This window comes from Amycolatopsis sp. CFH S0740, assembly GCF_004522315.1.
GTDB classification, from domain to species: Bacteria; Actinomycetota; Actinomycetes; order Mycobacteriales; family Pseudonocardiaceae; genus Amycolatopsis; species Amycolatopsis nivea.
In genome coordinates, this window is the sequence record NZ_SDLS01000001.1 from 46,492 (window position 1) to 62,259 (window position 15,768).

At 70.7% G+C, this 15,768-nt stretch carries 16 protein-coding genes; 7 read left to right on the plus strand and 9 right to left on the minus strand.

The features are described 5' to 3' along the window. Positions 1-166 precede the first annotated feature (166 nt). The gene (locus EIZ45_RS00230) at positions 167-667 is read left to right on the plus strand and encodes a L,D-transpeptidase (RefSeq protein ID WP_134661769.1); all 501 of its coding nucleotides are present in this window, start codon (positions 167-169) and stop codon (positions 665-667) included. Positions 668-676: 9 nt separating this feature from the next. Here EIZ45_RS00230 and EIZ45_RS00235 read toward each other — a convergent pair whose 3' ends face one another. The 3 genes from EIZ45_RS00235 to EIZ45_RS00245 form a co-directional block, all read right to left on the minus strand. Then, positions 677-1,090 (minus strand): VOC family protein, encoded by a 414-nt coding sequence (locus EIZ45_RS00235; RefSeq protein WP_037811377.1) that lies wholly within the window; start codon positions 1,088-1,090, stop codon positions 677-679. Between the two features lie 100 nt (positions 1,091-1,190). Continuing rightward, the gene (locus tag EIZ45_RS00240) at positions 1,191-1,976 is read right to left on the minus strand and encodes a SigB/SigF/SigG family RNA polymerase sigma factor (protein ID WP_037811378.1); all 786 of its coding nucleotides are present in this window, start codon (positions 1,974-1,976) and stop codon (positions 1,191-1,193) included. Further along, a complete protein-coding gene (locus EIZ45_RS00245) occupies positions 1,973-2,425 on the minus strand; it encodes an ATP-binding protein (RefSeq protein ID WP_037811379.1) in 453 nt (150 codons plus the stop codon). The genes EIZ45_RS00240 and EIZ45_RS00245 overlap by 4 nt, the downstream gene beginning before the upstream one ends. 207 nt (positions 2,426-2,632) lie before the next feature. Between EIZ45_RS00245 and EIZ45_RS00250 the strand changes: the two genes are divergently transcribed. Then, on the plus strand, positions 2,633-3,166 hold the full coding sequence (locus EIZ45_RS00250) for a bifunctional nuclease family protein (RefSeq protein WP_037811381.1): 534 nt from the start codon (positions 2,633-2,635) through the stop codon (positions 3,164-3,166). Positions 3,167-3,388: 222 nt separating this feature from the next. On the opposite strand, the gene EIZ45_RS00255 is transcribed toward EIZ45_RS00250, so the two are convergent. Beyond that, complete coding sequence (locus EIZ45_RS00255) at positions 3,389-3,802, minus strand: STAS domain-containing protein (protein ID WP_240690536.1); 414 nt, start codon at positions 3,800-3,802, stop codon at positions 3,389-3,391. Between the two features lie 896 nt (positions 3,803-4,698). Next, the gene (locus EIZ45_RS00260; protein WP_134661768.1) at positions 4,699-5,526 is read right to left on the minus strand and encodes an LLM class flavin-dependent oxidoreductase; all 828 of its coding nucleotides are present in this window, start codon (positions 5,524-5,526) and stop codon (positions 4,699-4,701) included. A 125-nt stretch (positions 5,527-5,651) separates the two neighbouring features. Between EIZ45_RS00260 and EIZ45_RS00265 the strand changes: the two genes are divergently transcribed. Next, positions 5,652-6,161: a PadR family transcriptional regulator gene (locus EIZ45_RS00265; protein WP_107051004.1), complete on the plus strand. Its 510-nt coding sequence runs from the start codon at positions 5,652-5,654 to the stop codon at positions 6,159-6,161. A gap of 17 nt (positions 6,162-6,178) precedes the next feature. Beyond that, on the plus strand, positions 6,179-7,369 hold the full coding sequence (locus tag EIZ45_RS00270) for a cytochrome P450 (protein ID WP_134661767.1): 1,191 nt from the start codon (positions 6,179-6,181) through the stop codon (positions 7,367-7,369). 2 nt (positions 7,370-7,371) lie between these two features. On the opposite strand, the gene EIZ45_RS00275 is transcribed toward EIZ45_RS00270, so the two are convergent. The 3 genes from EIZ45_RS00275 to EIZ45_RS00285 all read right to left on the minus strand — a co-directional run bounded on the left by EIZ45_RS00275 (position 7,372) and on the right by EIZ45_RS00285 (position 11,762). Further along, entirely contained in the window at positions 7,372-9,774 is a 2,403-nt protein-coding gene (locus EIZ45_RS00275; RefSeq protein WP_134661766.1) for a glycoside hydrolase family 2 protein, read from the minus strand. Positions 9,775-9,883: 109 nt separating this feature from the next. Then, complete coding sequence (locus EIZ45_RS00280; RefSeq protein WP_134661765.1) at positions 9,884-10,729, minus strand: LLM class flavin-dependent oxidoreductase; 846 nt, start codon at positions 10,727-10,729, stop codon at positions 9,884-9,886. A 130-nt stretch (positions 10,730-10,859) separates the two neighbouring features. Beyond that, positions 10,860-11,762 carry an NAD-dependent protein deacetylase gene (locus tag EIZ45_RS00285; protein WP_037811392.1) on the minus strand — a complete coding sequence of 301 codons (903 nt, stop codon included), beginning with the start codon at positions 11,760-11,762 and terminating at the stop codon, positions 10,860-10,862. Between the two features lie 73 nt (positions 11,763-11,835). Here EIZ45_RS00285 and EIZ45_RS00290 point away from each other — a divergent pair, with 73 nt between their 5' ends. Continuing rightward, complete coding sequence (locus EIZ45_RS00290) at positions 11,836-12,024, plus strand: hypothetical protein (RefSeq protein WP_037811394.1); 189 nt, start codon at positions 11,836-11,838, stop codon at positions 12,022-12,024. A 141-nt stretch (positions 12,025-12,165) separates the two neighbouring features. On the opposite strand, the gene EIZ45_RS00295 is transcribed toward EIZ45_RS00290, so the two are convergent. Continuing rightward, entirely contained in the window at positions 12,166-13,536 is a 1,371-nt protein-coding gene (locus tag EIZ45_RS00295) for a hypothetical protein (protein WP_134661764.1), read from the minus strand. Positions 13,537-13,610: 74 nt separating this feature from the next. On the opposite strand from EIZ45_RS00295, the gene EIZ45_RS00300 reads away from it, so the two are divergent. After that, positions 13,611-14,369 (plus strand): nucleotidyltransferase domain-containing protein, encoded by a 759-nt coding sequence (locus EIZ45_RS00300; RefSeq protein ID WP_134661763.1) that lies wholly within the window; start codon positions 13,611-13,613, stop codon positions 14,367-14,369. A 155-nt stretch (positions 14,370-14,524) separates the two neighbouring features. Beyond that, positions 14,525-15,766: an acetyl-CoA carboxylase biotin carboxylase subunit family protein gene (locus tag EIZ45_RS00305; protein WP_134661762.1), complete on the plus strand. Its 1,242-nt coding sequence runs from the start codon at positions 14,525-14,527 to the stop codon at positions 15,764-15,766. Positions 15,767-15,768 lie beyond the last annotated feature (2 nt).

Consider the following 15,768-nt stretch of genomic DNA (forward strand, 5'->3'; position numbering starts at 1 on the left):
CGAAGCCCGTGGCTGCTCACCGCGGACCGGGCAGGCCGATCCGCACTGGCCCCGGCAGCCTGTGGCGACGGACGCGAAATCCGTCCACCGCGAGTTCGTCGTCGTTCGCAACCTTTCGCTCCGCTCGCCCGTAGAGGAGAGGGGAGCGAAAGGCGGGAGCGGACGGATGCGCGGGAAGATCGTCGCGATCGTGCTGGCCGGGGCGGCTGTGGTCGCGGCCGGGTGCGGAGCGCCGGCGGAACCGGAGGCCCAGGCTGCCGGGCTGCCGCTGGCGCCGTCGCCGGAGCTGCCGACGCCGCCGGTGCGGCACACCCCGCCGAGCCCCTCGTGCTCAGTGGTCACCGGTGCGTGCGCGAGCCTCTCGCTGCGGCGCGCGTGGCTGATGGAGAACGGCAGGGCGGTGCGGTCGGTCCCGATGGAGCCGGGCGGGCCTGGCCAGCCGACTCCGGTCGGGACGTTCCGGGTGGCGTGGAAGGACCGCGTCCACCGCAGCGACGAGTACGGCGACGAGATGCCGAACTCGGTGTTCTTCGCCCCGGGCGGCATCGCGTTCCACGCCGGGCCGCTCGACCGTCCCTCGCACGGCTGCATCCACCTCGCCGACGAGGACGCGGCGCTGTTCTTCGACCGGCTGCCGGTGGGGGCCGAGGTCGAGGTGGACAGCTGACCGGCCGGCTCAGCCCGCCTGGCCGATGTTGACCATCCAGGAGATGCCGAACCGGTCGGTGCAGGCGCCGAATTCGTCGCCCCACATCTGCTTTTCGAGCGGAACCGCCACCGTTCCGCCGTCGGACAGCTTTTCCCAGCAGCGGCGCAGCAGGTCGCCGTCGTCGCCGCTGAGGCTGATCGAGATGTTCGTGCCCGGGTTGTGCTCCATGCCGGGCGGCACGTCGGAGCCCATGAGCGTGAAGCCGTTCTCGCCCTCCAGCATCGCGTGCATGATGTTGTTCGCGTAGCCGGAGTCCGCGGGTGCGCCGGACTCTCCGAAGGTGTTCAGCGCCAGGTCGCCGCCGAACAGGTCGTGGTAGTACTCCATCGCCTCCCGTGCGTTGCCCGCGAAGCTGATGTACGGGTTGAGTCTCGAGGCCATCGGGCCCTCCTCAGTGCTGGACGGACTCGTATCGTCGCAGCTCCGAAGGGGCGCGACAACGGGATCCAGCCCGGTCGGGCGACCCCCGTCGCGGGCGTGCTCAGGGGTCGCCGGTGAGCTTGTCGCGCAGTTGTTCGAGAGTCTGCGACAGCAGCCGGGACACGTGCATCTGGGAGATGCCGACCTGCTCGGCGATCTGGGTCTGGGTGAGACCGCCGAAGAACCGCATCACCAGGATCGCGCGCTCCCGCTTCGGCAGTTCGCGCAGCAGCGGCTGGAGGGCCTCGTGGTTCTCGATGTGCTCGATCTCCGGGTCGTCGCTGCCGAGCGTGTCGGCGAGCAGCAGCGGTTCGGCGTCGTCGTGCACCGGCTTGTCCACCGACAAGGTCTGGTACGCGTGGCCCGCGACCAGCCCTTCGTGGACCTCGGAGAGCTCGAGGCCGAGGTGCTCGGCCAGTTCGGTGGGCGTCGGCGCGCGGCCGAGCGTCTGCGACAGGGTCGCCGAACCCCGGCTGAGCGCGAGGTGCAGTTCCTTGAGCCGCCGCGGCACGCGGACCGACCAGCCGGTGTCGCGGAAGTACCGGCGGATCTCGCCCATGATCGTGGGCACGGCGAAGGACAGGAAGTCCGGGCCGCGGTCCGGGGTGAACCGGTCGATCGCGTTGATCAGGCCGATCCGGGCGACCTGGACGAGGTCCTCGCGGGGTTCGCCGCGTCCGGTGAACCGGGTCGCGATGTGCTCGGCGACCGGCAGGAATTCGGTGACGAGCTGTTCGCGCAGCCGCGGCCGCTGCCCGTCGTCGGCGGGCAGAGCGGCGAGCTCCTCGAACAGCGGCGCGGTGTGCGCGTATTCGTCACGGTGGCGGGTGACGGGCTGCTGGTTCACCCGCTCGCCTCCCGGTGCAGGTCGAGGTCGAGGGTCAGCGCGTACCCGTCGTCGGCGGCGTCCGGCACGCAGCGCGCGGACACGTTCGCGGCCAGCGTGGTCAGCACGTGCCAGCCGAAACTTCGCTCGCTCGGCGGCTCCGGCTGCTGGGTGCGCGTCTTGACGGTGAACCGGATCCCTTCGGGCGAGACAGTGAACTGGCAGGTCATCGCCGCCCCGGGGGCGGCCGTCGAAACAACCTGGGCGCACGCCTCGTCGACCGCCATCTTGGCGTCGGCGATGGCGTCGAGCCCGTAATCGGCCCGCGCGGCGACCGCCTGCGCGAGCATGCGGACAAGCGGGATCTGGTAAGTCTCCGCCGGAAGCCGCAGCTCGATCACCTCGTCGAGCAAACGGTCCACGGCTGGCATGCCGCCGCTGGCGCGGCTGCCGGGTCCCTCGTCGTTCATGGCTCCCGCATACCCAGACGAGGCCCGATCGACACGTGCGCCAGGGATTCCGGTTTGTGCGCCGCGGCACGTTTACGGCGGGCTCGTGCCGGTCCGCGCCGGCTGCCCGGGTGAATCCGGCGTGATGCGCGCGGCGATTTCGCGTGACAAAACGCCGGACGTTGGGTAGTCAGCAGGGAGGACCTTTTCGGAAGCGGGGTGACCCCCATGGTGCAGGTGCGCGTGCAGGGACTGGCCGTGGTGGCGCAGGAGTCGGCGCCGGTCGTGCTGCTGCGCGAGGAATCCGGCTCGCGCCGCTGGCTCGCCATCACCATCGGCGCGCCGGAAGCGCAGGAACTGGCCGCCGCGCAGGAGCACGTCGTGTCCGCGCGGCCGGGGACGGTCGAGCTGATCATCGAGGTGCTGGCGGCGCTGGGCCAGAGCGTGGAACGGGTCGAGATCACCCAGCTGCTGGACAGCATCTTCCACGCGGACCTCGTCCTGTCCGGCGGCGCGCGCGTCTCGGCCCGCCCGAGCGACGCGATCGCGATCGGCCTGCGCACGCATGCCCCGCTGGAAGTCGCGGAAGCGGTGCTCGACGAGGCAGCGGTCGACGTGACGGTGGCGGCGGGCGACGAAACCGCTCTCGACGCGGCTGCCGACCTGGAGGAACCGGCCGAGGCGACCGAGGACGAGATCCGCCGCTTCCGGGACTTGCTGGACGACGTGAGCCCGGAGGACTTCCGCGACCCGGACGCGTGAGTCTCGGCCTGTGGTTCGCCGCGACGCGGACGCGTGAGCTTCGGTCCGCTGTCCGCCGCTTGCGGGACCTGCTGGATGACGTGAGCGCGGAGTCTTTCCGCGGACGTCCGTGGTTCGTTGTCCGCCGATTCCGGGATCTGCTGGGCGACGTGAGCCCGGAGTTTTTGTGCGGTCCGGGCGCGTGTGCCTCGGCCCGTGGCTCACTGTGTCCTCAGTGGACGGTCAAGCCGTCCCGGCGGGCCGGGGCAGCGGGATCTCGGTGAGCCCCTCGGCGGCGCCGGACCGCACGCAGTCCAGGGGGAAGAGTGAGAACAGCCGCCGGACCGTGGGGGCGGTGCCCGGGTCGACGTAGAAGTCCTTGTCCGCTCCCGCGGCCAGCAGCTTCAACCGGATCAGGACGCGCAGCCCCGCGACGCCGAGGAAGGTCGTCCGGCGCAGGTCGACGATCACCAGGCTGACGGTGCTCCGCAGCCGCGCCTCGACGACCTCGGCCAGCCGGGGCGCGGTGGCCAGGTCGACCTCCCCGGAAACCTCGACGACGGCGGTCCCCGGAGCGGGGTGGCCCACGCGCAGCCGAAGCATCCCCGTCGGGTCCGAGGGAAGCGCGGGCAGTCGGGCAATGTGCGCGGCGGTCATCACGGCACTCTCTCTGAGCCGCGCACAGGGCTGCGGCGGAATGCCGGACCGGCCGGCACCGGGCATCCCGGCGCGCGGGACGAATCACACGGTGGCTGGAGGCTCAACCACCCTCCACCGTAGCTCTCCCGAGCGGCCGAGGGAAGCCGCCGAAGGGGGACGACCGGCGGGCGGGCGGTGGTTGAACGATCAGGCAACTGCGGGGGATCGCTGGTGTGCGGGCCGGGAACGGTGGCGGGAAAGATAATTCGGCGGCGGCGGGGGAGTTTCTCGCTGGCAGCGGCAGTGGCGGGGGTCGGGTGGGAGAGGTGCTGAGCGGATTTCGTTGCCGCGCACGAGGACACTCGCTGCCGAGTTCGGCTGTGCCTCAACCGAGGGGCGCGGTTGTCCCTCGGCGCGGTGGAAAGCGCTTCCGCGCCCGGCTGGCTCGGATGGCCCCGATCTGTCGCTGCCCGCGCGGGCATTCCCCGACGGCACGGATCCGGTTACCGTGCGCAGCCCAACTGGCTCGGCTGCGCCTCGGTCCGGCTGTCGTGGCGCGGGATTCGGCGACCGCGCGCAAGCTCAACCGGCTCGGCTCTACCGCAACACCTCTGTTCCGGCCCGGTTACTCGCGCCCGGTCCGGCGGCGCCGGTTCGACTGCTTGCGCGCGAGCCCGGCTGGCTCGGCCACGCCTCGATGCGGCTGCTGCGGTCGGTGGGTGTGGTCAGGCGGGGCGGGCTTGGTTGCTGCGGGCGAGCCCACCTGGCTCGGCCGCGCCTCGAGGCGGTTGCTGCGCTCCCGTGGGTGTGGTCGGGCGGCCGTTGCGGGAGAGCTCAACTGGCTCGGCCACACCTCGATCCGACAGGCACCCGCACAGCGCGAACCCCGCCGCCGCAAGCAAAGCTCTGCCCGGTCAACCCCCGATCCGAGGCGGTCCGGCGTCCACGATCTTCAGCGAAAGGTCCAGCGGATCGAAGTGGATCAGCGATTCCATCCACCACGTCATCCCCGCCTCCGCGAGCGCCGCGAGATCCACCGTGGCCGGTTCCTCCCACGCCGGGCTCGCGTTGCCGGACACCGCAACCTCGTAGGGACGGTCCGACGGCTGTACTCGAGCAACCAGGCTGGCCAGCTCCACAGGAGGCAACGGCTGAGGCCCAGGAAGCGGGAAAATCCCGTCGCTCCCCGCGGCACGCCGGAGAACGCGCTCATGCTGGGTCGTGCTGGCAGTCCACACCGGAATGGGGTACGGCTCCGGGTCAGCGGCATCGAGGGACACCCGGTAATGCGAGCCCTCGTGCCGCAAAGCCTCCCCGGCCCACATCGCGCGGATGATCTCCATCGCCTCGTCCGTCCGCGACGACAGTTCGGCGGGCGAGGACGGATCGCCGAAGCGGCTGAAGTCGCCGGTTTCGTCGGAGCCGATGCCGGTTCCCAGGATCAACCGGCCGCGGGACAGGCGGGCGAGCGTCGCGGCTTGCCGGGCCAGGAGCCACGGGCGGCGGCGGCTCGGCGGCGTGACCATCGGGCCCAGCAGGACCGTGCTGGTCGCCTGGGCGATGGCGGCGAGGGTGGTCCACGTGTCGGCGATCGGTGGCATCGCGGGCACCACGTGGTCCCACAGGAACACTCCGTCCCAGCCGGCGGCTTCGGCTCGGACGGCCAGGTCGACCAAGGCGGCCGGATCGCCGAACGGGCCGAAAGGCGGCAAGTAGAGGCCGTAGCGGACGTGGTCGGTCACAGGAGATCCCCCTCCGGATCGGTCGAACAGCACCGTATCGGGAGACACCGACAAAAAACGGGCCGGAGATCTTCTTCCGGCATCCGCCGTTCGGACGTTGCCCGCTCACCGGACCCTAGGTTACGGTGACCTATGTGTGGACCGACGTGCTCCTGCTCGCGAAGCTCGCCGAGCGGCCGTGGCACGGCTACGAACTGCGCAAGCAGATCGAGGAATCCAGCGGCCGCACGCTGTCGAACAACTCGCTTTACCCAGCGCTGCGGCGCTTCGCCGAGGCAGGCGCGGTGACCCGGACCGCCGAGCCGCAGGAGGGCCGTCCGCCGCGGCACGTGTACACGATCACCGACGTCGGGCGGGAGCTGCTGCACGATCTGCTCGCCGACCTGCCGCCGGAGCTGGCGGGCGATCCGGCCGAGTTCCTGGCGCGGCTGGCGGGATTCGGCAGGCTCACCCCGGAGGAACGGCTGCGCGTGCTGGACGCCCGCCAGGCCGCCGTCGCGGCGCAGCGGGACCGGCTCGCCAAGCTCGGCGCGGGGCAGGCCGATCCGTGGAGCCGGCTCGTGCTGGCCGAGGTGCAGCGTCGCGCCGAGAACGAACAGGACTGGCTCGCGTCGTTGCGCACGCGGGCGGGCTGACCCGAGGAGGACCCCGCATGTCTACCCCCACCCAGCTGCCGTTCGCGAGGCCGAACGTCCTGGACATCGCGCCGCTGTACGAAGTCCTGCGCCGCGAAGGCCCGATCGTCCCGGTGACGACCCCGGCGGGCGACCCGGCCTGGCTCGTCACCGCGTACGAGCAGGCCCGGGAAGTGTTCGCGGACAACCGCTTCGGCCGTTCCCACCCGCATCCCGAGGACGCCTCGACGGTCTCCGACGCCGCGGTGCTCAACGGGCCGCAGGGCGATTTCGAGACCGAGGAGCGGGAGCACGCCCGGCTGCGCCGCCTGCTCGTCCCGGCGTTCTCGGCGAACCGGATGCGCCGCCTCGGCAGCCGGATCCAGGAACTGACCGATCGCTGCCTCGACGGGATGGAAGCCGCGGGCTCGCCGGCGAATCTGCACGAGCACCTGTCGTTCCCCTTGCCGGTGCTGGTGATCTGCGAACTCCTCGGCGTCCCGTACGAAGACCGCGAGAAGTTCCGCGACCTCTCCGACCGCATCGGCGTGCTCGACAGCGGCGGCGACGCCGAGGTGGCGATGACCGAGTTCACCGCCTACATGTCCGGCCTCGCCGACGCGAAACGCGCCGACCCGGGCCAGGACGTCGTCTCGGACCTGGTCGCCGCGCAGGCCGACGACCCGACGTTCACCGACGACGACCTCGGCAGGCTCGCCGCCGGATTGCTGTTCGCCGGCCACGAGACCACGTCGAACCGGATCGACCTCGGCGTGTTGTTCCTGCTCACCGACCTCGCCCGCCGCGACGCGCTGGCCGCCGACCCCGATGCGCGCGTGCACGCCACCGTCGAGGAGATCCTGCGGATGTCCGCGCCTGGCGGGCTCGGGCTGCTCCGGTACGCGCACGAGGACGTGGAGATCGGCGGCGTCCGGATCCCGCGCGGCGACGCGGTGATGATCTCGACCGCGTCGGCCAACCGCGACCCGGCGGTGTTCGCCGACGCGCACGAGTTCGACGCGGACCGCAAACCCAACTCCCACATCGCTTTCGGCTACGGCGGCTACTTCTGCATCGGAGCCAGCCTCGCCCGCACGGAGCTGCGCGTGGTGTTCACGACGTTGTTCCGCCGCTTCCCGAACCTCCGCCTCGCCGTGCCCGCGGACGAGCTGGAAGTGCGCTCCAACCGGCTCACCGGCGGGGTTTCGCAGGTCCCGGTCGTGTGGTGACCTCAGACTAACTCGATCGTGGCGCTTCCGGTGTTGACGAACGGATGCGTGGCACTCACGGTGATCGTGCCGGGGGTGCCGCGCATCGAGCGGACCCACACCGCGGCCGCACCGCCGAGCGCGCCGAAGTCCAGGTAGGGGTCACCGATCAGCACGCCGGGCCCCGTCGCCGAGACCGCCAGCACTCCGCGCGCATGCGGCCGCGGAGCGCCGTAGCGATCGAGCAAGCGCAACGCGACCCGGGTGGTGTCCGCGCCGTCGGCGACGAGCTGGTCGTCGTCGGCGGTCACCGCGATCGTGTCGTACGCCGGATCCGCGCTGAATCGCCTGCGCAGCACGGTTTGCCCGCCGATCCGGCCTTCGACGGTCAGCTCCGGGCGCGTTCGGCCGTTCACCCGCAGATCCACGGAGAACGGCGGATACGCCAGGTGCGGAAACCGGGCGCGATCAGGGTGCACGGTGACCGGACGCTTGCCCGCGACAGTCACCACCAGCACCTCGCAGTTCGACCAGATGATCGCGTCGCGACCCGGCCCGCCCGGCGGGGAGCCCGGGCCGAAATCCCAGTAGAAGGCCGGTTCGATCACCGCGCCGCGGGACGGATCGCGTTGCGCCCGGTAGAACGCCGCGCCCAGTTTGGGGATCCGGAAGAAGTCCATCACGCCGGGGTATTTCACGCCGCGATAGTGGTGGTACCAGCCGGAGGGATAGTCGAAACCGCACCAGCCCAGCAGGCCGCTGTAGTGCGGATCGGACGCGGCGTGGTCGTGCACCCAGGCGTGCAGCATGCTCTGTTCCCGTTGCACCGCCGGGGGATCCGTCCGCCGGAAGTACGCGGAGCCGACGAGCGTGCCGATCGCTTCGCTGACCAGGTACGGAACCCCTCGCCGCGGCGGGCGCAGCGGAGGCGGCGAACCCGGCGGACGCGGGCGGCTGTAGTCGTTGAACGAGAACACCCCGCCGGCCGCTTTCACCGGGTACAGCGGCGAAACGTAACCGCGCTCGCCCGCGACCGCGCCGGTGCACGGCCGCATCGGGTCGAGTTCCGCGGCGAGCTGGTCGGTTCTCCCGTACAGCGCGTATTGGCCGAGCGTCTCGTTCACCCGGGTGCCCCACACGATGATCGACGGATGGTTGCGGTCGCGCACGATCATGTCGTGCACGTCGCGCACCGCCAGCTCCTGCCACGCGGTGTCGCCGACGTGGTCCCAGCCCGGCAGTTCCTCCCACACCAGGACGCCGAGTTCGTCGCAGGCGTCGAGGAACGCGGTCGCCTGCGGATAGTGCGAGCAGCGCACCATCGTGCAGTTCAGCTCTTCTTTCAGCAGCTGAGCGTCCCGGCGCTGCACCCGGTCCGGCATCGCGCCGCCGACGAACGGGTACCACTGGTGCCGGTTGAGCCCGAACAGCTTGAGCGGCCGCCCGTTCAGCCGGAAACCGTCCACAGTGAACTGAGCGTCGCGCAATCCGGTGCGCACGGGGTAGGTGTGCACTTTCCGGCCGTCGACCGCGAGCGTGACGAGAATGTCGCACAACGCCGGATCGTCCAGGTCCCACAGCTGCACCGCGTCGAGGCCCTGCAACGACACCGTGACCTGGGTGTCGCCCTTCGGCAGGCCGGTGAGATCGGTGTAGGAGGACGCGACTTCCGCACCGTGCTGGCTGAGCGTGGCGGTAAGCCGAACGGGGCCTTTGACCGCCTTGGCCGAATCCACCGTGCAGTGCAGCAGCACCTCGCGGTTCGGCGTCAGCACGGCGATCTGCTGCGCGTACACATCGGACAGATACGTCTGCGGCACGCCGGTCAGCCGGACTTCGCGGTACAGCCCGGCCGGCTGATAGAAATCGATGGCCGTCGGGTGCGGGAATTCCGGCAGATCCGGCGGCGTGTTCTGCTGCCAGCGGCCGTCGACGACCACCGCGAGCACGTTGTCCTTGTCGGTCAGCAGGCCGGTGACCTCGCAGCGCAGCGGCAGGTAACCGCCGCTGCGCATCGCGACGCGGCGGCCGTTGAGGTACACGATCGCCGCGCTGAGCACCCCGTCGAACTGGAGGAACGCCCGGTTCCGGCGCAGCTGCGCGGGCGCGAGGAAATGTTGCCGGTACACCCAGACGTGCTGCCAGTCCGACGGGTCCCAGTCCTGCCAGGACAGCGGAACCACGCAGTGCGGCACCGAAACCAGCGCCATCGCGCTGTCGTCGAAGTCCGGATCGGTGCTGCCCGCGGTGTACGGCCCGAAAAGCCAGTCCGCGCCGAACCCGTCCCGCGCCACCGGGGGCGCGGGACGGGAAAGCGCGGCCGCGAGCGCGCCCGATCCGGCGAGCACCGCGCCGGCCCCGAGCAGGAAACCTCGCCGGGGGTGCGCGGCGAGCCAGGGGGCCCGCCCGGAAGGTTCGTCCGTCATCCCCGCCGACGGGCGATTCCGGGACGGGGCGCGGAAGATCCGCCGGAAAGCGTCGACGCGTGCATGGGCGCGAGCTTACTTCCCGTGCTGTTCAGAAAAGGTCAGCTGTTCAGCAGAGGTCGGCGAGCCGGTCGACCTGGCCGGGATCGCTGCCCCAGCAGTAGAGCATCACCTCGTCCGCGCCGAGATCGCGGTACGCGCGGATCGCGGCGCGGATGTCGCCGGGCGTGGTGAGCATTCCGCTCACCATGTGCTCCGCCATTTCGGTGAACGCGTAGTACGCGTGCATTGCCGTTTTCGCTTCGTCCGCGACGGAATCCGGGCCGACCGCGACGTTCACCTGCGCGACGAGCCGCGGTTCGCCCTTGCGGCCGTGGTCCCGCCAGTCGCGGCGCACGGCGTCGAACAGCCCGCCGACCCACGACGGGGGAGCGGCGGCGAGCAGCCCGTCGCCCCAGCGGGCGACGCGGGCCAGCGCCTGGGGTTTGAACGCGCCGATCAGCAGCTCCGGGCCGCCTTCGCGGGCCGGTGCCGGGCCGATCGGACCGGCTTCGGCGCTGTACGGCGCGCCGGACCACAGCCGGTACAGGTCGGCGAGCTGCCGGTCGAGACGGCGGCCGCGTTCGCGCAGCGGGGTGCCGGCGGCGTGGTGGTCGTCCTCGCGGCCGCCGACGCCGACGCCGAGCACGAACCGGCCGCCGCTCATCCGGTCGAGCGTGGCGGTCTGCTTGGCGAGCAGCGCGGTCTCGCGCAGCGGGGCGAGCAGGACCTCGGTCTGCAGCCGGATACGGGTAGTCGCGCCGGCCAGCACGGCGAGCGCGGTGAGCGGCTCGGGATTGTCGTAGACGAGGCGGTCGAGCAGCCCGAGCGTGCTGAACGGGCCGGCGTCCGCGCGGCGCGCCCAGTCGAGCAGGACGGCGGGGTCGCTGACGGGCAGGCCAATGCCGAGAGACATCGGAGAACCTCCGGTAAAACGGGTCGACAACTACAGGGTTGCCGCCCGCTCCTGGACCTGGATGTCTTCAGGCTGGCCGGTCCGCTCTGCGGCGTACTTCCGGGGACCGTTCCATCGGAGTGCCCGCAGCTTATCCGGCGGCGCTCGGGCTGGGCAACGCGGTTTCCAGCACGGCAAGCAGCTCGGTGAGCGCGGGGCCGAGCGGCAGGTCCGCGCGGACGGTCGCGTGCTCGTCGCCTCGGGTCTGGCCGCGGTTGACGATCACCACGGGTTTGCCGGCTTTCGCGGCCCGCCGGACAAATCGCAGGCCGGACATGACCGTGAGCGAAGATCCGAGCACCAGCACCGCGGATGCCTCGTCGACCATCCGGTAGCACCGCTCCACGCGGGCGCGCGGCACGTTCTCGCCGAAGAACACCACGTCCGGTTTCAGCACGCCGGAGCAACTGGTGCAGGGCACGGTGCGAAAGGTGCGGACGACCTCCTGGGCCAGTTCGACGTCGCCGTCCGGATTGATCCGCGTTGCCACGGCGCCGAAATCCGGATTCGCCGCGCGCAGCCGGGCGTCGAGGTCTTCGCGCGCGGTGGTGCGGCGGCAGTCGAGGCAGACGACGCGGTCGAGGTTGCCGTGCAGTTCGACTACGCCGGGAGTGCCGGCCGCGCGGTGCAGGCCGTCGACGTTCTGGGTGATGACGCCGGAGACCCAGCCGCCCGCGCGCAGTGCGGAAACGGCTCGGTGCCCGTCGTTCGGCGCGGCCCGTGCGATGGTGCGCCAGCCGAGGTGGCTGCGCGCCCAGTAACGCTGGCGGCCCGCCTCGCTGGCGACGAATTCGCCGTACGTCATGGGCGTGTGGTTGCGGAGACTGCCGGTTTCGCCGCGGTAGTCAGGTATGCCGGATTCGGTGGAGAGGCCCGCGCCGCTGAGCACGAGCACCCGCCGCCCGGCGACGATCTCGGCCACGTCCGCGACCGTGCCCGTGCGCGGCAGCGGTTCGCCAGGTCCGGCCCAGGTCAGCGTCGGTCGCGTGCGCACGCCGCCAGTCTAGCGACCGCCCTCCCGGAAACCGGGCGATTGGTTTTCCGCGCGGCTGGGTACCAAAGGCCACATGTGGTTCGCGCTGGCTACCCCCGTGGTCGTGATGGTCGCCGCCGTGCTCATGGAATCCGTGGAGCGACATTGCCTGCGGACTCCGGGCGGGGCGGTCCGCCGGCCGGTCGAACGGGCGGCGCTTCGGGAAGCGTCGATGCCGGTCGTAGCCGTCGGGGCGGCTCGGCTCAGGCAGCGGACCGCCTGACCGCCCACGGGCCGGAGGGGCCGGTGTTCTTGGGAGGAACACCGACCCTCCAGCCTGCGGGCGAGGCCCGCGCTCTCCCCGTCGGGGTGGGAGAGCGCGGGCCCCTTTTTCTTCAGGCCCGGAACCGGTTCCGGCGAAAACCTAGCGCGCGGCGTCCTGGGTGAGCTGCCGGTACCAGTCGTCGTACGGGTGGTTGGTCGCCGGGTAGTTGACCAGCGGATCGGTGGCCAGGCCCGCGTTGTCGAAGTCCCAGCCGCGGACGACGTGCCCGCTCTTGCGCGCAGCGACCAAAAACGCTGAATCCTTCGCCGGAGCCCCGTAGAACAGCCCGTCCTGGAGTTCGGCCGGGTCGCCCTGCTGGTATTCGTCGAACGCCACCTGCTGGTACTGCACGCGGCCGCCGGTGACGAGATCCGTGGAGTACCGCAGGGTTTGCGCCGGGGTGGAACCGTCGGCGCCGGTGGCGACAGAGATTCGCCCAGCGTTCGCCTTGTCGTAACGCGGATCGGACGTTTTCGCGTTGCCGGTCCAGGTCACGGTCTCGCCGGAGAGGGTGCCGCGCCACTGCCAGTTCTGGTCGCTCGACTGGCTGCGGTGGATTTCGCGGAGCCCGGAGCTGGTGAACGCGACGGTCGGCAGCACGCCGTTGTCGTACTGATGGCTTGCCGACCAGCGGATTTCACCGTCCGCGCCCAGCTGGCCGGTGTGGTACCAGAGGGTGGTGGCGCTCGGCGACTGGTGCACCTCGACGATCCGGCCGGAGCCGTCCAGCGCGACCGCCGGGGTCTGGCCGCTGTCGTAACGGCCGTGGCGCTGCCAGGCGACGCGTCCGTCGGCGCCGAGCTGTCCGGTCCAGTACCAGAGCGCGCCGCCGCCGGAATCGTGCACCTCGACGACCTGGCCGCGGCTGTTGATCGCGACCGCGGGGTGGTACCCGACGTCCCGGCGGTACGCGGCGCGCGTGCCGCCGTCGCCCGACAGCAGCGGAAGGACCCTGCCGCGCAAGGAATCCGTGGTCGCTCCGGTGCGGTAGGCGGCGGGGGAGAGCAGCCGCGGACCGAACGCGGCACTCAGTTCGGCGTTGACCGCGGCCAGGTTTCCGGCGGCGAACGAGTCGTTGTCGGTGAGGTCGTCCTTCAGGTCCAGCATGACGACGATCGGCGCCGCGTCCGGGTGCGCGGCCGACCAGCTGTTCACCACGCCGAGCCAGTCGCGGAGGCTGTCGGACGCGGGGTTGCCCGCGTGGTCGACCAGGTCGCCGGGCGAGCTGTGGCCGATCCCGTAGTCGTGCCGGGTGGCGTAACCGTTGTCGTGAATGTCGAATTCGATGAACCGGATACCGTGGTCGAGCTGGTAGGAGATGGATCCCTTCGCTCCATCGACGTTGCCGGAGTAGCTGTTGTGCGTCGCGGCGAAGACGGTGTCGGAGAAGGGCTGCGCGGCGTTCGCGGGCGCGGCGCCGAGTGCGGTGACGGCGGCAGTGGTGAGCGCGATGGTGCGTAATCGGTGCATTCAAACCCCCAGGTCGGCTGGACAACCGGCGAAATACTGGCGATCTTGGCAGAGATTCATGGCATGTTCTGGGGATGCAGGAAAACGACGAGGAAACCTTCGCCGGGCACGTCGCCGAGCTGTTGTCCGATTTGCCCGGAGTCGAAGCGGTGGCGCTGGGCGGTTCGCGGGCGCGCGGCACCCATCGGCCGGACAGCGACTGGGACTACGCGGTGTACTACCGCGGCGCGTTCGACCCGGACGACCTGCGCGCGCTCGGCCTGCCGGGCGAGGTGTCCGGCCTGGGCGAATGGGGCGGCGGGGTCTTCAACGGCGGCGCGTGGCTGACCGTGCAGGGACGGCCGGTGGACGTGCACTACCGCGACCTGGACGTGGTCGAGCACGAGCTGGCCGAGGCGGAGAAGGGCCGGTTCCATTGGGAGCCGCTGGCGTTCCACCTGGCCGGGATCCCGAGTTACCTGGTGGTGGCGGAGCTGGCGCTGAACCGGGTCGTGCGCGGGGAACTGCCGAGGCCAGAGTATCCGGAGCTGTTGCGGGAAAACGCCCCCAAGTTCTGGCGCGCTTCGGCGGCGCGGACGTTGGAGTACGCGAAGGCCGCGTACGTGCGGCACGGCCGGGTCGCGGAGGCCGCGGCGTCGGTCGGCGTGGCGGCGATGCAGACCGGGCACGCGGTGCTGGCCGCGAAGGGAGAGTGGGTGACGAACGAGAAAACCTTGCTGGAACGGGCGGGTTTGCGCGCACTGGACGACGTGGTGGCGGGGATGGGGCACGACCTGCCGGGGGCGTTCGCGACCGCGTGCGCGTTGCTCGGTCAGGCGGGCGGAGCCGCGTAACCCGGAAAACCCTGATGGCGCAACGGTTTCCGCTCGCCAAACCTCGCCGTACGGCACGGATCCGTTTCATTTCGCCGGTTTCGGGTATATGACCGCAGCACGGCCGTGGCCGCCACGCCGTGGCGAGCCGCACGTGCTGAACGGAGGAACGCCCTATGCCAGAGTCCGAGCCGGTCGCGAAGGACCCGGACAAGGGATACGTAGCGCTGCTCGGCTGGTCGCTCAACGCGGTCGAGGCGCTCGACCGGTTCGACCGCCGCTACGTCGTGGTCGCCCCGGACTGGGCGGAGAAATACTGCGTGGAACACGACATCCCGTACGTGTCGTGGAATTTCGAGCGGCTCAACGACCGGTCGATGGAGATCGCCGAGATCCTGCACGAGGAAGGCGTCGACGTCGCCATCCCGCTGTTCGAGGAGACCGTCGAGTGGGCGGGCGCGATCAACTCGGTGCTGATGGACAACCCGCGCCTGTTCGGCCAGGCGATGCTGCTGCGGGACAAGGCGCTGATGAAGCGGCGCGCGCAGCTCGGCGGCATCCGGGTGGGGATCTTCGAGGAGGCGCACGACCGCGAAGACGTCGTCCGGTTCCTCAAGCGGGTCAACCAGACGCTGCTCAAGCTCGACGGCGACCCGAACGACCCCATCCACCTGAAGGCGTTCGACAAGGCGGGCTGCCTCGGCCACCGCGTCATCCGGACCCCGGACGAGATCGACTCGATCCCGGACGAGGAGTTCCCGGTCCTGATGGAATCGCACCTCGACGGCTGGGAGTTCGCGGTCGAGGCGTGGATCCACAACGGCAAGGTCAAGTTCCTGAACATCTCGGAGTACGTCACGCTCGGCTACTCGGTGTTCGTGCCGGCGACCCCTGAGCTGGAGCGGTACCGGCCGCAGATCACCGCCCAGATCGAGAAGCTCGTCAAGACCTTCGACATCGAGTTCGGCTTCGTGCACCCGGAGTACTTCGTCACCAGCGACGGCGAGATGTACTTCGGCGAGGTCGCCTACCGGCCGCCCGGGTTCAAGGTCTTCGAGCTGCTCGAACGGGCCTACGGCTTCAACGCCTACCAGGCGCTCGTCCTGTCCTTCGACCCGAAAACGACGGAGGAGGAGATCGACGCCTTCTTCCCGCGGGAGGTCGTCGACGCGACCGGCGTCGCGGGCTGTTTCGGTGTGTACCCTCGCCGTCGGGTGGTCAGCGAGCTGCGGATCCCCCAGCAGACCGAGGACGACGACTACTACGAGTCGCACGACCTGACCGCGCCGCTGGAGGAGACGGTCACGAAGAGGACCGCGTTCGGCACGCACTGGGGTCTGCTGTACTTCTTCGGGGACGACGCCTACCGGATGCGCGACCTGCTGAAGGAACAGGAAGAACTGGACTTCTACGTCTGAGC